Origin of the sequence: Flavobacterium sp. JP2137, assembly GCF_050562195.1 — a bacterium.
Taxonomy (GTDB): Bacteria; Bacteroidota; Bacteroidia; order Flavobacteriales; family Flavobacteriaceae; genus Flavobacterium.
This window is the reverse complement of the sequence record NZ_CP191647.1, coordinates 2,298,667-2,312,439: the sequence shown is the minus strand read 5'-3', so window position 1 is coordinate 2,312,439 and position 13,773 is coordinate 2,298,667. Positions and strand designations below refer to the sequence as shown.

The 13,773-nt window shown below is 34.7% G+C and carries 22 protein-coding genes; 4 read left to right on the top strand and 18 right to left on the bottom strand.

Translation table 11 applies throughout. The features are described from left to right. Positions 1-119: 119 nt before the first annotated feature. Positions 120-314 (top strand): hypothetical protein, encoded by a 195-nt coding sequence (locus ACQZ43_RS10150; protein WP_430612275.1) that lies wholly within the window; start codon positions 120-122, stop codon positions 312-314. A 110-nt stretch (positions 315-424) separates the two neighbouring features. On the opposite strand, the gene ACQZ43_RS10145 is transcribed toward ACQZ43_RS10150, so the two are convergent. Both ACQZ43_RS10145 and ACQZ43_RS10140 read right to left on the bottom strand, forming a co-directional pair. Then, a complete protein-coding gene (locus ACQZ43_RS10145; RefSeq protein WP_430612273.1) occupies positions 425-1,072 on the bottom strand; it encodes a hypothetical protein in 648 nt (215 codons plus the stop codon). Next, on the bottom strand, positions 1,072-1,785 hold the full coding sequence (locus ACQZ43_RS10140) for a hypothetical protein (protein ID WP_430612271.1): 714 nt from the start codon (positions 1,783-1,785) through the stop codon (positions 1,072-1,074). The genes ACQZ43_RS10145 and ACQZ43_RS10140 overlap by 1 nt, the downstream gene beginning before the upstream one ends. A 112-nt stretch (positions 1,786-1,897) precedes the next feature. On the opposite strand from ACQZ43_RS10140, the gene ACQZ43_RS10135 reads away from it, so the two are divergent. Then, the gene (locus ACQZ43_RS10135; protein WP_430612269.1) at positions 1,898-2,119 is read left to right on the top strand and encodes a helix-turn-helix domain-containing protein; all 222 of its coding nucleotides are present in this window, start codon (positions 1,898-1,900) and stop codon (positions 2,117-2,119) included. Positions 2,120-2,227: 108 nt separating this feature from the next. On the opposite strand, the gene ACQZ43_RS10130 is transcribed toward ACQZ43_RS10135, so the two are convergent. Further along, positions 2,228-2,608, bottom strand: a complete 381-nt coding sequence (locus ACQZ43_RS10130; protein ID WP_430612267.1) for a hypothetical protein — start codon at positions 2,606-2,608, stop codon at positions 2,228-2,230. Between the two features lie 3 nt (positions 2,609-2,611). After that, entirely contained in the window at positions 2,612-3,406 is a 795-nt protein-coding gene (locus tag ACQZ43_RS10125; protein WP_430612265.1) for a hypothetical protein, read from the bottom strand. A 116-nt stretch (positions 3,407-3,522) separates the two neighbouring features. On the opposite strand from ACQZ43_RS10125, the gene ACQZ43_RS10120 reads away from it, so the two are divergent. Continuing rightward, complete coding sequence (locus tag ACQZ43_RS10120) at positions 3,523-3,798, top strand: helix-turn-helix domain-containing protein (protein WP_430612263.1); 276 nt, start codon at positions 3,523-3,525, stop codon at positions 3,796-3,798. Between the two features lie 193 nt (positions 3,799-3,991). On the opposite strand, the gene ACQZ43_RS10115 is transcribed toward ACQZ43_RS10120, so the two are convergent. The 12 genes from ACQZ43_RS10115 to ACQZ43_RS10060 all read right to left on the bottom strand — a co-directional run bounded on the left by ACQZ43_RS10115 (position 3,992) and on the right by ACQZ43_RS10060 (position 11,709). Continuing rightward, positions 3,992-4,519, bottom strand: a complete 528-nt coding sequence (locus ACQZ43_RS10115) for a hypothetical protein (protein WP_430612261.1) — start codon at positions 4,517-4,519, stop codon at positions 3,992-3,994. A gap of 12 nt (positions 4,520-4,531) precedes the next feature. Beyond that, the gene (locus ACQZ43_RS10110; RefSeq protein WP_430612259.1) at positions 4,532-6,172 is read right to left on the bottom strand and encodes an RHS repeat-associated core domain-containing protein; all 1,641 of its coding nucleotides are present in this window, start codon (positions 6,170-6,172) and stop codon (positions 4,532-4,534) included. 222 nt (positions 6,173-6,394) lie between these two features. Further along, positions 6,395-6,796: a transposase gene (locus ACQZ43_RS10105; protein ID WP_430612257.1), complete on the bottom strand. Its 402-nt coding sequence runs from the start codon at positions 6,794-6,796 to the stop codon at positions 6,395-6,397. Between the two features lie 221 nt (positions 6,797-7,017). Further along, positions 7,018-7,203 (bottom strand): hypothetical protein, encoded by a 186-nt coding sequence (locus ACQZ43_RS10100; RefSeq protein ID WP_430612255.1) that lies wholly within the window; start codon positions 7,201-7,203, stop codon positions 7,018-7,020. Positions 7,204-7,210: 7 nt separating this feature from the next. Then, on the bottom strand, positions 7,211-8,179 hold the full coding sequence (locus ACQZ43_RS10095) for an RHS repeat-associated core domain-containing protein (protein ID WP_430612253.1): 969 nt from the start codon (positions 8,177-8,179) through the stop codon (positions 7,211-7,213). A 204-nt stretch (positions 8,180-8,383) separates the two neighbouring features. Beyond that, positions 8,384-8,563 (bottom strand): hypothetical protein, encoded by a 180-nt coding sequence (locus ACQZ43_RS10090; RefSeq protein WP_430612251.1) that lies wholly within the window; start codon positions 8,561-8,563, stop codon positions 8,384-8,386. 29 nt (positions 8,564-8,592) lie between these two features. Continuing rightward, positions 8,593-9,033 carry a hypothetical protein gene (locus ACQZ43_RS10085; RefSeq protein ID WP_430612249.1) on the bottom strand — a complete coding sequence of 147 codons (441 nt, stop codon included), beginning with the start codon at positions 9,031-9,033 and terminating at the stop codon, positions 8,593-8,595. Further along, complete coding sequence (locus ACQZ43_RS10080; protein ID WP_430612247.1) at positions 9,030-9,269, bottom strand: hypothetical protein; 240 nt, start codon at positions 9,267-9,269, stop codon at positions 9,030-9,032. Before ACQZ43_RS10080 ends, ACQZ43_RS10085 begins: the two co-directional genes overlap by 4 nt. A 542-nt stretch (positions 9,270-9,811) precedes the next feature. Continuing rightward, positions 9,812-10,144, bottom strand: coding sequence for a hypothetical protein (locus ACQZ43_RS10075; RefSeq protein ID WP_430612245.1), 333 nt, complete (start codon positions 10,142-10,144; stop codon positions 9,812-9,814). Positions 10,145-10,244: 100 nt separating this feature from the next. Beyond that, positions 10,245-10,556 carry a hypothetical protein gene (locus ACQZ43_RS10070; protein ID WP_430612243.1) on the bottom strand — a complete coding sequence of 104 codons (312 nt, stop codon included), beginning with the start codon at positions 10,554-10,556 and terminating at the stop codon, positions 10,245-10,247. Then, a complete protein-coding gene (locus tag ACQZ43_RS10065) occupies positions 10,531-10,911 on the bottom strand; it encodes a hypothetical protein (protein ID WP_430612241.1) in 381 nt (126 codons plus the stop codon). The genes ACQZ43_RS10070 and ACQZ43_RS10065 overlap by 26 nt, the downstream gene beginning before the upstream one ends. 3 nt (positions 10,912-10,914) lie before the next feature. Beyond that, positions 10,915-11,709: a hypothetical protein gene (locus tag ACQZ43_RS10060; protein WP_430612239.1), complete on the bottom strand. Its 795-nt coding sequence runs from the start codon at positions 11,707-11,709 to the stop codon at positions 10,915-10,917. A 116-nt stretch (positions 11,710-11,825) separates the two neighbouring features. Here ACQZ43_RS10060 and ACQZ43_RS10055 point away from each other — a divergent pair, with 116 nt between their 5' ends. Beyond that, positions 11,826-12,101 (top strand): helix-turn-helix domain-containing protein, encoded by a 276-nt coding sequence (locus tag ACQZ43_RS10055; protein WP_430612237.1) that lies wholly within the window; start codon positions 11,826-11,828, stop codon positions 12,099-12,101. Positions 12,102-12,196: 95 nt separating this feature from the next. On the opposite strand, the gene ACQZ43_RS10050 is transcribed toward ACQZ43_RS10055, so the two are convergent. Both ACQZ43_RS10050 and ACQZ43_RS10045 read right to left on the bottom strand, forming a co-directional pair. Continuing rightward, complete coding sequence (locus ACQZ43_RS10050; RefSeq protein WP_430612235.1) at positions 12,197-12,577, bottom strand: hypothetical protein; 381 nt, start codon at positions 12,575-12,577, stop codon at positions 12,197-12,199. A gap of 3 nt (positions 12,578-12,580) precedes the next feature. Then, complete coding sequence (locus ACQZ43_RS10045) at positions 12,581-13,507, bottom strand: RHS repeat-associated core domain-containing protein (protein ID WP_430612233.1); 927 nt, start codon at positions 13,505-13,507, stop codon at positions 12,581-12,583. Between the last annotated feature and the right edge of the window lie 266 nt (positions 13,508-13,773).

Genomic DNA, 13,773 nt, shown 5'->3' with positions numbered 1-13,773 from the left:
CTGCGTTGCAGCGATTTCTTAACGGATTTTTTATAAGGTCGAAAAGATTGTGCAAAATTCAAAAGTAGTGTACACAGTGAAAATGATAGTTGTCGGGGGAGTTTGATGTAGTTAAAAGATTGGTCGATGAATTAGGTACTACCGTAGGATACTTACTTGGAGAAACCGCTCAAATTAACATCCTCAAAAATCCCGAGATGCTCCAAAGGCTCCATGAAATTGACGATTTACCAGAAGAAGATAAAGCACATATTCTCTACGCTATTGACGGATTAGTCAGAGATGTTAAAACACAAAAAGCATATTCTAAATAGGTATAAACACAAAAATCCCAACTTTTAAGGTTGGGATTTTTTATTTATTCGTACCACACCAAGGGATTGACTTCGCCGAATTACATTTCGTGCGGTAGCGGAGCTTTTACCTACCAAATAACCATCCAGTAGATAACTATCTTCTGTTCTCGACTAATAGCAATTCCCTTAGAATATCCATTTCCCCATTCTTTTGGCATTTGTTCAGAAACTAATTCTAGTCCATTATAAAAAATCCCTTTTTCAGCTCCAAAAACGTAAATATCAAAATTGCCATCTTTCCAAAAATCAGTATTGCTATTTATATTAAAATCTACGAAATTAGGAATGGGCAATTTATTTTCAAAACACAGTTTCTCAATTGATAAATTTTTATCTATAATTGGTTTTTTATTTTCTAAATTCATTCCTTTTGTTTCAAAAGGATTCACCTTCAATACACAATTATCTTTTGAATTATACTTTTCAATAAATCCTAAATCAAATAAACTTATTTCTAAAGAATCAATATGTTTTTCTTGAACATTGTACTGATATAGGTACAATCCAAGATCATCTCTTCTTAAATCAGTCACACTGCTTACCGAACTTTCACTATGAGTTATTTTTTCGGGAAAGTGTTCAATTAATACCGATTTAAAGTTGTTTTTAAACCTAGTGTAGGTATTATTTATACTCTTTAACGATTCCGTATTGCGAGAAAAGTTTTGTCGGCATCCAATACAACCAAATAAAATTAATATTATTAAAACTCTCATTATAATCGCGATTTAGAATTTTTAAAAATCGCCCTCAGAACCACTTCCAATCCACTTCCTGAAACTGAACCTTTTTTCCCACTATCGTTACTCCGATTTGAATAAAAATATGATGTTTTACGATTGTCCTGCCCATAAGGCTTCGTTAAATTGTAAGTTACTGTTTTGATAGAGGAATAGTCTCCCTTAGATTCATTCTCTTTAAGAATGTTCTTAGAATTTAAATTCTTATTTGGAGCGTACGTAATACTAGCATTTCCAATTTGTTTAAAATCCGGATTAACATTCGTAAAATTTTCATCTCCTATTCTACCGCCACTAGAAATTTCTCTTTCAAATATAGTTACATTTTCAGCTTTAGAGTATCCTTCTCTTGTCATAAAACTTGTAGGGTTTTCAATTGGCACAGCGTTTTCAGTATCAAGGAGGTTTTTACCTGCATAAGTTACATTTTCACCAAACATATTATCTGGACCTAATCTATCAAACTTAGAAGCATCTCCATCTCCAATACTATCAGCTGTCTCTTGACTTAAAGTTGATTGACCTGGACTTAGCACAACCGCACCCGTCTCTCTTTGTACAAACCAATCATCACTATCAACTGCACTCATCCCCGTAGGATCAACAAAATTGATTGGATTATTATGTACATAGTGGTATGGAGTCCATCCTGGAAAATCCTCCGCCAGCGAATCCACACTCAACCACATCTACTCCATTTTTGCCTCGCGCGTCACTTCCTCTCTGCAAAGAACCTATTTCATTGGCTATAAAAATAAACTTTTTTTTTCAATTGAATAGGACTAATCCAAACACTATAGAATGATTTTGATTTCTACTATTGATGTCGTTCGTGAAATTGCTGATGCTTTTGGTGTAAGCTTGGATTATCTTGTGGGAGAAGGCGTAAACAGCAAATTCGATAAGAAAACCGTAACCCGTTTACTCGATATAGAAAAACTAGACCCCACAGACAAAGAACACGTTTTCGCTATGCTAGATGCGTTCCTCGCCAAAAATAAATTACAAGCTATTCTTAAATAACAAAATCCCAACCGTAAGTTGGGATTTTTGTTATTTATATACCACATAAAGGGATTGATTCCGTCGAATTTTATTTCGTACAGTAGCGGAAAACTTAAATCTAAATCCTTATTTCATATTTTTAGCTATATCATTATAATCTAAAATTTCAATTAATTTCCCCTCTCGATAGTGTTTCAGTATTAATTCTCCCTTTCTTTTAGAAATAGAATCCCCAACTTCAAACTTGGTTTCCCAATTAGAAGCCACATCAAAGACACAACTTTTTGTTTTTAAAGCTAAAATATTATGATTCATTTTTTGTCTATAAATAGAATCAACTTTCCCTATACAGTGTATTTCTTTTTTAAAACTTAAATATATTTCCCCCACTGTTCTTTTGTCCAAAATATCTCCCCAAAATATCCACGTAAAAAGTCCAATAAGTGGACCGAAAAACATTAAAAAAAAGAAAAATCTTGCTTTTTTATCTATTTCAAATTCTCCCATACCTTAAAAAACTTTTGTGGTTCCATACGAATACATAGCACCTGCTCCAAAACCACTTCCTACTCCAAATCCTGATTGAGAGGTTTTATATCCCCTATCCATTTTCCCGAAATTAGAAGATCTCATTTTATCCGTAGCATGCCAATTACTATCAACACTTCCACCTTTTCCCCACGAAGCATCTAAAATAGGTGTAGAAATTCCTGCGTTATAACTTGCACTATTACCTCCAAAATCACTCGTTAAAAACTGATTGTCTCCGGTAGGACTTATCGTTCCTGCATCCCAACCAGCTCCTCCACCTACTCCTATGTTAGCATTGAAATTAATGAAAAAACTTGTTTCTCCAACGGCATCACTAACAAGCCCAACCTGAAATCCAAATCCTCCCATTAATGCGTCATCAACTCCTATGGAAAGAAAACTACCTTGAGTTTGTCTTGAAATAAAAGTAGAACCACTTTGATTCATTAATTTCTCATTCGAATTTACACCTACCGTCTTATTTCCCTTAGTCATACTTCCATCGTTACTTAATGTCACTGAATCAACGGTTTTTCCATTTTTATCAGTCGATACCGTTTTATCTACTCCAATATGTTTTGCTTCCCCACCGTGATATTTCGAAGCAGTCTCTTGGCTAGTTACCCGGTCATCCCAAAAATAAGTATTTCCTTTTTTCACCCATTCATCATTTTCCTCAGCTGCCATCCCGGTAGGATCAATCAGATTGATTGGATTATTGTGTACATAGTGGTATGGCGTCCATCCTGGGAACTGTTCCGCCAGCGGATCCACATTGAACCACTTCTACTCCATTTTTGCCTCGCGCGTCACTTCATATCTGCAAAGAACCTATTTCATTGGCTATAAAAATAAACTTTTTTTTCAATGGAAAAAAAGAATCTTACAAGATGTCTTTGCAACTAAAATTGGAATACGTCACCAACTTATCCAAATACGAACGTGGGGAAGCAGTGCCGTCTATTGAGTCCGCTAAAAAAATTGCTGATGCTTTTGGGGTAAGCTTGGATTGTCTTGTGGGAGAAGGCGTAAACAGCAAATTCGATAAGAAAACCGTAACCCGTTTACTCGACATAGAAAAACTAGACCCCACAGATAAGGAACACGTATTCGCCATGTTAGATGCTTTTCTTGCCAAAAATAAATTACAAGCTATACTAAAATAACAAAATCCCAACCGTAAAAAGTTGGCATTTTTGTTATTTATATACCACACGAAGGGATTCGTGCGGGAGCAGCTTTCCAACGCATTGCAACTATAAAACAAAATCCCAACCGTAAAAAGTTGGGATTTTGTCTTATTGATTGGCACGAGCAAGATACTGACGACCAATGTCATTTAGTTTAGTGAGAAAGTATTTATTCACAATTTAATTTAGGGGTTTTTATAATTCCTAAATTGGTGATAACTCTTTTATACTTCTTCAAATTATTTTTACAAAAATAATACTTAGCTCCTTTTTTATCGTCATCTATTGAGTAATCCAAAACATAAAACCCATATTGTTCTTCATCTTGAATCAAGTTACGAGACTCAAGAACACCTAATATTTCTTTATTACTTTGATGATTAGAATCACTCCAAATAAACAATTTGTTTTGGTGTATAAAAAACCTATTGGGAAGCTTATTTTCCTCAAACTTCTTCTCTTTAGAGTACAGAAATTTATTTTCAGAATCCCCAATAATACTAATAAAATACAAATTTTCTTCAAGGATTTTATATCTTATTCTAAAAACACTATCATCATTAAACAAGTTTGTTTTAGAAAAGTCAATGATGCTATTTTCAATTGCTTCCTCATAATTTCCATTACTTCGGAGTTGAGTCTTATAAGATGTACAACCCATCATAAAAAAGTACATAAGTATAAGTAAATATTTCATCTATATAAAGATTTAGTAATTAGTGTAATTTATAATATGTGGTTTTTTACCACCCCTATTAGCAGGATGTGTCAAAATATATGATTTTATTTGAGGGTCAATTTTCATTGCCTCATCCCTAGACATTAAATCTCTCTCAGAAGGATTAAAACGAGGGGATTCATTAGGATGAGTATGGAAAAATCCTTTTACCTTATAACTATTATATTCCTCCATTGAATTAGAAATCTTTCCTATCCCACTAATTCCTTTAGATTTTGTTGATGTATATGTATTATTCTGATACCCCCCTAAGGTTATATGAGTTATATTATCGGTGCCATTATTTGAAAAATACGCTCCTCCAATTTCTCTACCTACATAATCAGCTAATTCTAAAGCAAATCTTTCGACTCCTTCTTTAGTTGCATTTCCGTTTCCTCCAACACTAACAACAGTACTGTCAGTTTTTAAATTCATTCCGTCAGATAAAATACCTTTGTCAATATTATCAATAGCAACTTTAGAATTTCCTTTACTACCTGTTTTAACTTCTCCCCTTCTATTGGTTTCTAATATTCTATCGGGTTTATCATTTGTTTCTCCAACTTGTTTTACATCTCCAGTTTTTCTATTTAAAGTATAATCTGTTTCCGCACTCATCCCGGTAGGATCAATCAGATTGATTGGATTGTTGTGTACATAGTGGTACGGCGTCCAGTTTGGGAACTGCTCCGCTAGCGGGTCTACACTCAAAAACAAACTTGTTTTTGGGTCATAATAACGTGCACCATAATAATACATCCCTGTAGCCACATCCAATTCCTTGGCATTAAACTTATAGCCGTTATTGTAATAGGTGCTTAAGTTTTGCTCCACCATCAATTCGCCAAAAGGCAAATATTCGTAATAATGTGACGGTTTCCCGAAATTGTCCGTAATATACGAAGAACTGCCCAAATGATCGCCATGGTACCACCAAATTGGAGTACGCAGCTCCTCTTCAAACTCTGTTTCTGGAGTTCCGGGATTTGGAGCATCATCAACCCATTCATCCTCCTCATCTTCTTCGTCTACAAGCGGCGGTTCTGGCAGCGGTGGGGTGACAGGTGGTTCCTGCTCCGCTACTGGAATATCCAAGTACTCAAGAATTTCACAATTGGTTAAATAATTACTCAGCTCCTTATAATTCTTTATTATTTCTTCATAACGAGGATTTTTAGTATTCTCTAAATATCTTATGTACTCAAGAATCAAATTATAGCAATCGACTTCGTTTCGGATTGGGACAGCCGAATTGGGATCGATTGGCAAACCGGTATTGGGGTCGATATGCAATCCGGTAACCGGATCGACCAAATAACCGGTATCGGGATCGATTAAATACCCCGTTGACGGATCGATATACCAACCTGTCTCGATGTCTTTATCAATACACGCCATTTTATTGATTTCTACTAATGCCGAACAATAATCAATCGTGTAGAGATATTCACCCAACGGACTTTGAGTTTGGAGGGTATAAAGATAGATAATCTCAATAATCGCAATTCTACAATGCTCTCTTTCGGGGGTATTGTAAAAAGCATCGATTAAATTTTGAATCTGTTCCTTACAAGAAGAGGGGTGATTATCCCCCGCTGCCGCACGAATCCTTTCGTGTGGCACATGCACCTCAACAATACTTAATAAAAAACACTTTCTGCACGATATTACTTTTCGTTAGAAGTTTTCTTAACTATAAGATTCATATACCACTACATTATCAACTAACCCCTTAAAACCTGCATAATCCATAGCACTGCTATAGACATAATCCTCTGCTCTGTAAACCAAACCCGCTTCAACTGGATTATTGTGAACATAACTTATTTTTTGCTTAATAACTTTATTACTTCACCATTCTATAGGTTTATTATCGTGTCTCCAAAACTGATATCCCGAAACATTAGAAGACCGTTGAGCTTCGGTTTTAAAAAAATATAACAAAAATTCTCTTCTACTTTCACTGTAATTCTCCTCAATCGCCTTTACAATTGACTTACTAGTAAAACGCTTTAAATCGCCGATTAATAATTCTGGACGCTGTACTTTTAGGCTTCTGAAAATCAGATGGACATGACTTGTCATGATACACCATGCATGCAATTCTAATCCCTTTTCTCCCAGACAATAGACTAAACTCTCTATAAATAAATTCTTATACTCATTCCGAGTAAAAACATCAAGCCAACCCAATACAGCAAAACTTACAAAGTATATACCGTCAGGATTACAAAATTTATAATTTCTAATCATTTTGATTGTTTTATTCCTCTGAATAAAAATAGAGAAAAATCTTTTATAAACACAAAACGCTCAATAGGATTGAGCGTTTTTGTATTTAATAGAAGACTCGCACCTAGCATTCTTGTGTTTATTAATCGTACCACACGAAAGGATTCGTGCGGTAGCGGGGGATTAACTTCGTCGAATTTTATTTCGTGCGGTAGCGGAAGGAAGTTGCTCTTTCTATCCTTTTAAAAGTAACTCTTTATTTCTAATATCAAGAAAACAATTCCCATAATAACTAATACATAAAAAGCAAAATAATAATTAGTATCTATTGCAAAACCGGGTCCATCTCTATATTTTGGCCATTTGTTTTTCAAAATTCCTATTATGCCAATAATTATCATAACGAGACTAATTATTATATATTCCATGCTATTTCTATTTTTTTAACCTTTTTTCTGCTTCAGTTCCTATTTGTTTTTCTACAGTTAGATTAATACCATTAATTAATGTTTCTGTTCCAGTACTTAAACCTTTTCCAACAGCCTTTTCTGCTGCCATTATCCCTAATTTACCAGTCCCAATAAAAACTAAAGGCATTCCTAATTTCAACGCAGCATTTCTTTTTTCGCCTCTGTCATACATGAAGCCAGCTTCAATCCCTGCTCCAATTAGGCTCATCCCACCACCAATAGCAATCATAGCTCCACCCACTGGAGCTCCAACGCCTGTAATTGACAATCCTAAACCTGTATAAGCAAGAGCATCCCCACCACTTTGCAATCCGGAAGCGAATGATTTTAATGGATTATTTTCACTTATATAATAATCATCACCAGTTCTCATTGGACTAAAACCTACATCAGTAGTACTACCTGTGAGATTATCTGATACCGAACCATCTTTATTTAGATTATAAGATTCAAAACCACTAGTTCCATTATAAGACAATGATTCTGATACCGTTTCTACATTTCTATATCCTTTATCTTTTGCCTCTTGTTTAGTATTAATTTCAGCATCATAGGTAATCATTTTTTCACCTTTATTGGTAGAATGTTCAATCCATCCCTCTCCTTCCATTCCAGTAGGGTCAATAAAATTGATCGGATTATTAAAAGTATACGCATAAGGATTCCAATTCGGATACTTCTCCGCCAGCGGATCCACACTCAAAAACAAACTTGTTTTTGGGTCATAATAACGTGCACCATAATAATACATCCCTGTAGCCACATCCAATTCCTTGGCATTAAACTTATAGCCGTTATTGTAATAGGTGCTTAAGTTTTGCTCCACCATAAGCTCTCCAAAAGGCAGGTATTCGTAATAATGTGTCGGTTTTGGGAAAATCAGCAGTAATATACAAAGAAATCGCAGTCTATTTTTACAAAGTTGAAAAACCACCTTTTATTGAAAAACTGCCTTTGTAAAAACAAAACTCCTAATATGAATGAGAGTTCTTGTACTTGAAATAAACTACGCGAGAGGACTCGTGCAGTAGCGTTAGTTCAATAATTTTAATACTTCCTTTCGTACCACACAAAAGGTTTGACTCCGTCGAATCTTCGATTTCGTGCGGTAGTAGTCATCGTTATTGACACTAATAATTCAAAACTTTTTATTTTTCAAATAAACTAAAAAAAACACTACAAAAACAGTTACAACAACTAATGATAAATAATCATTTGTTGCTAAATAGCCACCCCGCCTATTGTACAATAAATATGTCGCAAAACATATCCCAAAAAAAGAAGCACCAACAATAACTTTAAATCTATCTTTATTCATAATTATTATAATTTGTTTTTTAGCAAAACCTACTTTTTACTTTCTCTTGGCACTCCCAATTCTTTAAGTTTCTCTCCTAAATGCACTATTTGATTTGTACCAAATGAAACTATATTTGCTCGAGGTCTTGCAATTATTTCGGTTCCCTTTTTTAGTAAAAATTGATTATATATTCCTGCTTTTGTAAATACCTCTCTATACTCGTAATTTAAGTCTTCTAACTTAAATAGTTCTTTTTTTATTTTAAACATAACTAAACACTTATATTCTAATGTCTTTGATTTCGAATCAATTTTAAATTCCAAATCAGAATAAAAAAGGTTAATTCCTAAATTACAAACTAATGCAGATATACTCAAAAAGCATATCACAACATAGCTTAGATCTAGCAGATAACCAATTATTGCAACTCCTACTATTATGAAAACAACAATAGAATAATTTAATTTTGTTTTATATAAATATATCATTTATTAGTGTTTTTTATTTCTCTTCCAAAATCATAATAACCTTTAACAGTGCTATATAGACCAAATCCATTATAAAGAACTTTCTTCCCTTGTATTAGATCCTGACTAGATTTAAAAGCATTACTAATATTGCCACCTTGTAAACGTCCTGTCAAGGCTCCCGCTCCTGCATCAATAAGCCCTGCATGAGGAGAATTAACACTACGAGCAACTAAACCCGGTATATTACTAGACATCTATAAATTTTGATTATTCCCACCACTAGCCGCATCCGCAATTTGCCCTACCCCAATTCCTATCTGCCCCAATGACAATGCCAAAGCTATAGCTCCACCTGCTGAACCTCCTATGCCTCCAGTAGAGCCAATATAACTAGCGGAGGCACGCTACCTACAACTCCACTTGTAATATTTATTGCTCCATTAACATATGGATTATTTGATTCAAATTTCATTGAAGATGACCCATACTCCCCAGAAGGAGTTGCGCCTACACTCAACTACATCTACTCCATTTTTGCCTCGCGCGTCATTTCATCGCTACTATAAAAATAAATTTTTCAACCATAAAAACTAGTCTTTTAACAGAGAGAAACATCATTAAATTAAACCAAACATTAAGTCTATACACAAAAAAATCAACCTTTTACGATTGATAATCCTGTATTTATTTATCCGTACCAAACGAAAGGATTGACGCTCTCGAAACTTCGATTTCGTGTGGTAGTCGGGGACAGAGGGGAGATTTTTGTGTTTATTAATGGTTGTCGAAAAAATATTTATTCGTAAATTTTTCCCTTACAATCCCATTTAAAAGACATCACAGTTTCTTTTTTATGAATATATAGTACCAATTCTCCTCTACGTTTAATAACCCTATCGCCAATTTCCATATAATCTCGGTACCAACTATCGGCAATTCTTATAGTCTTAATTTCACTAGAATTTAATGTAGTTCCTACAAAATTCATATCCCCAAATACAGTAGGTCTTTCTGTCAATATAACTTCAAGATTGCCTTTTCTATACGTTTGAGCTGATTTTTCGCAATCAATACAAGAATACATCGACAAAATCAACACTCCTAAAAATAGCTTATAAATACCCCTCATTACTTTCAAAATATTTTACCTCCTCCGAAACCGACGGATGGAGAACCTAATCCGAAACTTGTTTTAGTAACATCTTAAGTATCTCTATTTCCATCCGAATCTACAGGATAACAAAAGCCCCAAAAATACCATAACTAGCAGATACAGTCCTACTTTCTCCTGCTATTTTATCTAATAAATTCCTCGTTTTACTATTATTATCATAATGATCAAGAGTCACTGAAAGTGCAAAAGGCTTTGTGAAAATATTATGAATACTAAAAGAACCATCAACAGAACCAAAGAGACCAATATTATTTTTCTTATCAGCTACACCGGATAAAGATGCGGTAAATCCCCGATAGTACCTCCTACGGTGGATTCGCACTTGACTGAAATTTAAATAGTTATTTTCTGTTTTTAGCGAGATCATTATAATCTAAAATTTCAATTAATTTTCCATCTCTATAGTGTTCCAGTGTTAATTCGCCTTTCCTTTTGGAAATTGAATCCCCAACTTCAAACTTGGTTTCCCAACTACCTTCTACTTGAAAAAAACCATTTATTGTACTCAAAGTTAATATATTATGATTCATTTCTTGTCTATAAATAGAATCAACTTTACCTATACAATTTATTTCACTTCTCGAATCTAAAAAAATCTCTTGATTTGTTCTATCGTCCATTACATATTCTAGAAATATCCATCCAAAAAGACATATCAGAGGAAAAAAAACCATAAAAAAAAGAAAATACCTTGCTTTTTCATCTATTTCAAAGTCTCCCATACCTTAAAAAACTTTTGTGGTTCCATACGAATACATAGCACCTGCTCCAAAACCACTTCCTAATCCAAATCCTGATTGAGAGGTTTTATATCCTCTCTGGATATCCCCAAATTTAGACGGTCTCATTTTATCCGTAGCATGCCAATTACTATCAACACTTCCACCTTTTCCCCACGAAGCATCTAAAATAGGAGTTGAAATTCCTGCGTTATAACTTGCACTATTACCTCCAAAATCACTCGTTAAAAACTGATTGTCTCCGGTAGGACTTATCGTTCCTGCATCCCAACCAGCTCCTCCACCTACTCCTATGTTAGCATTGAAATTAATGAAAAAACTTGTATCTCCAACGGCATCACTAACAAGCCCAACCTGAAATCCAAATCCTCCCATTAATGCGCCATCAACTCCTATGGAAAGAAAACTACCTTGAGTTTGTCTTGAAATAAAAGTAGAACCACTTTGATTCGTTAATTTCTCATTCGAATTTACACCTACTGTCTTATTTCCCTTAGTCATACTTCCATCGTTACTTAATGTCACTGAATCAACGGTTTTTCCATTTTTATCAGTCGATACCGTTTTATCTACTCCAATATGTTTTGCTTCCCCACCGTGATATTTCGAAGCAGTCTCTTGGCTAGTTACACGATCGTCCCAAAAATAAGTATTTCCTTTTTTCACCCATTCATCATTTTCCTCAGCTGCCATCCCGGTAGGATCAATCAGATTGATTGGATTATTGTGTACATAGTGGTATGGCGTCCATCCTGGGAACTGTTCCGCCAGCGGATCCACATTGAACCACTTCTACTCCATTTTTGCCTCGCGCGTCACTTCATATCTGCAAAGAACCTATTTCATTGGCTATAAAAATAAACTTTTTTTTCAATGGAAAAAAAGAATCTTACAAGATGTCTTTGCAACTAAAATTGGAATACGTCACCAACTTATCCAAATACGAACGTGGGGAAGCAGTGCCGTCTATTGAGTCCGCTAAAAAAATTGCTGATGCTTTTGGGGTAAGCTTGGATTATCTTGTGGGAGAAGGCGTAAACAGCAAATTCGATAAGAAAACCGTAACCCGTTTACTCGACATAGAAAAACTAGACCCCACAGATAAGGAACACGTATTCGCCATGTTAGATGCTTTTCTTGCCAAAAATAAATTACAAGCTATACTAAAATAACAAAATCCCAACCGTAAAAAGTTGGGATTTTTGTTATTTATATACCACACGAAGGGATTCGTGCGGGAGCGGGGGGGATACTTAAATCTAAATCCTTATTTCATATTTTTAGCTATATCATTATAATCTAAAATTTCAATTAATTTCCCCTCTCGATAGTGTTTCAGTATTAATTCTCCCTTTCTTTTAGAAATAGAATCCCCAACTTCAAACTTAGTTTCCCAATCAGCATCAACTTGAAAAATACAATTACTAGTCTCTAAGGCTAATACATTATGATTCATCTTTTGTCTATATATAGATTTTACTTTTCCAATACACTCTTCTTTAATTCTAATTTCTAAAAAAACGACTCCAGTACTTTTATATTTAAAACCATTATTATAATTTACATATAGAAACAGAAATAATAAAGGGCTTAAACAAACAAAGGTAACTAATATCTTTAATCGATTTGATAACGTAAAATCTCCCATACTTTAAAAAACTTTTGTAGTTCCATAGGAATACATACCTCCTGCTCTAAAGCCACTTCCTGTACTAAAGCCTGATTGCGTTGTCTTATACCCTCTTCTATTAGCACCAAATTCAGTATGATTCATTTTATTTGTAGCATGCCAATTACTATCAACACTTCCTCCTTTTCCCCAAGAAGCATCTAAAATAGGTGTAGAAATTCCTGCATTATATCCACCACTGTTACCATCAAAATCACTATTTAAAAACTGATTATCTCCTGTAGGACTTATCGTTCCTGCATCCCAACCAGCTCCTCCACCTACTCCTATGTTAGCATTGAAATTAATGAAAAAACTTGTATCTCCAACGGCATCACTAACAAGCCCAACCTGAAATCCAAATCCTCCCATTAATGCGCCATCAACTCCTATGGAAAGAAAACTACCTTGAGTTTGTCTTGAAATAAAAGTAGAACCACTTTGATTCGTTAATTTCTCATTCGAATTTACACCTACCGTCTTATTTCCCTTAGTCATACTTCCATCGTTACTTAATGTCACTGAATCAACGGTTTTTCCATTTTTATCAGTCGATACCGTTTTATCTACTCCAATATGTTTTGCTTCCCCACCGTGATATTTCGAAGCAGTCTCTTGGCTAGTTACCCGGTCATCCCAAAAATAAGTATTTCCTTTTTTCACCCATTCATCATTTTCCTCAGCTGCCATCCCGGTAGGATCAATCAGATTGATTGGATTATTGTGTACATAATGATATGGAGTCCATCCTGGAAAATCCTCCGCCAGCGGATCCACACTCAAAAACAAACTTGTTTTTGGGTCATAATAACGTGCACCATAATAATACATCCCTGTAGCCACATCCAATTCCTTGGCATTAAACTTATAGCCGTTATTGTAATAGGTGCTTAAGTTTTGCTCCGCCATCCATTCGCCAAAAGGCAAATATTCGCAATATTGTGACGGTTTTGGGGAAATTAGCGGTAATATACAAAGAAATTGCAGTCTATTTTGCCGTAATCAAAAAATGGACTCGTTTTTTTATAATTACGACCAATCTCAAAAAAACTTTATGTCGTCCCCCCATTTGATGGAGCGTTCTTCTATTGAATATAGACCATGCGAATGGATTAACGTCGTCGACACTTCGACTTCAAACAGTAATGTAATCGAATAAATTTTATACTCGGTCA

What these genes read in the sequence shown, in the direction of transcription:
- ACQZ43_RS10135 (WP_430612269.1), top strand. Translation starts at nt 1,898, where the DNA reads ATGATTTTGATTTCTACTATTGATGTCGTTCGTGAAATTGCTGATGCT.
- ACQZ43_RS10100 (WP_430612255.1), bottom strand. Translation starts at nt 7,203, where the DNA reads ATGGAATATATAATAATTAGTCTCGTTATGATAATTATTGGCATAATA.
- ACQZ43_RS10130 (WP_430612267.1), bottom strand. Translation starts at nt 2,608, where the DNA reads ATGGGAGAATTTGAAATAGATAAAAAAGCAAGATTTTTCTTTTTTTTA.
- ACQZ43_RS10050 (WP_430612235.1), bottom strand. Translation starts at nt 12,577, where the DNA reads ATGGGAGATTTTACGTTATCAAATCGATTAAAGATATTAGTTACCTTT.
- ACQZ43_RS10115 (WP_430612261.1), bottom strand. Translation starts at nt 4,519, where the DNA reads ATGAAATATTTACTTATACTTATGTACTTTTTTATGATGGGTTGTACA.
- ACQZ43_RS10070 (WP_430612243.1), bottom strand. Translation starts at nt 10,556, where the DNA reads ATGATCTCGCTAAAAACAGAAAATAACTATTTAAATTTCAGTCAAGTG.
- ACQZ43_RS10140 (WP_430612271.1), bottom strand. Translation starts at nt 1,785, where the DNA reads ATGTGGTTGAGTGTGGATTCGCTGGCGGAGGATTTTCCAGGATGGACT.
- ACQZ43_RS10145 (WP_430612273.1), bottom strand. Translation starts at nt 1,072, where the DNA reads ATGAGAGTTTTAATAATATTAATTTTATTTGGTTGTATTGGATGCCGA.
- ACQZ43_RS10075 (WP_430612245.1), bottom strand. Translation starts at nt 10,144, where the DNA reads ATGAGGGGTATTTATAAGCTATTTTTAGGAGTGTTGATTTTGTCGATG.
- ACQZ43_RS10065 (WP_430612241.1), bottom strand. Translation starts at nt 10,911, where the DNA reads ATGGGAGACTTTGAAATAGATGAAAAAGCAAGGTATTTTCTTTTTTTT.
- ACQZ43_RS10045 (WP_430612233.1), bottom strand. Translation starts at nt 13,507, where the DNA reads ATGGCGGAGCAAAACTTAAGCACCTATTACAATAACGGCTATAAGTTT.
- ACQZ43_RS10105 (WP_430612257.1), bottom strand. Translation starts at nt 6,796, where the DNA reads ATGATTAGAAATTATAAATTTTGTAATCCTGACGGTATATACTTTGTA.
- ACQZ43_RS10055 (WP_430612237.1), top strand. Translation starts at nt 11,826, where the DNA reads ATGTCTTTGCAACTAAAATTGGAATACGTCACCAACTTATCCAAATAC.
- ACQZ43_RS10080 (WP_430612247.1), bottom strand. Translation starts at nt 9,269, where the DNA reads ATGTCTAGTAATATACCGGGTTTAGTTGCTCGTAGTGTTAATTCTCCT.
- ACQZ43_RS10090 (WP_430612251.1), bottom strand. Translation starts at nt 8,563, where the DNA reads ATGAATAAAGATAGATTTAAAGTTATTGTTGGTGCTTCTTTTTTTGGG.
- ACQZ43_RS10120 (WP_430612263.1), top strand. Translation starts at nt 3,523, where the DNA reads ATGTCTTTGCAACTAAAATTGGAATACGTCACCAACTTATCCAAATAC.
- ACQZ43_RS10085 (WP_430612249.1), bottom strand. Translation starts at nt 9,033, where the DNA reads ATGATATATTTATATAAAACAAAATTAAATTATTCTATTGTTGTTTTC.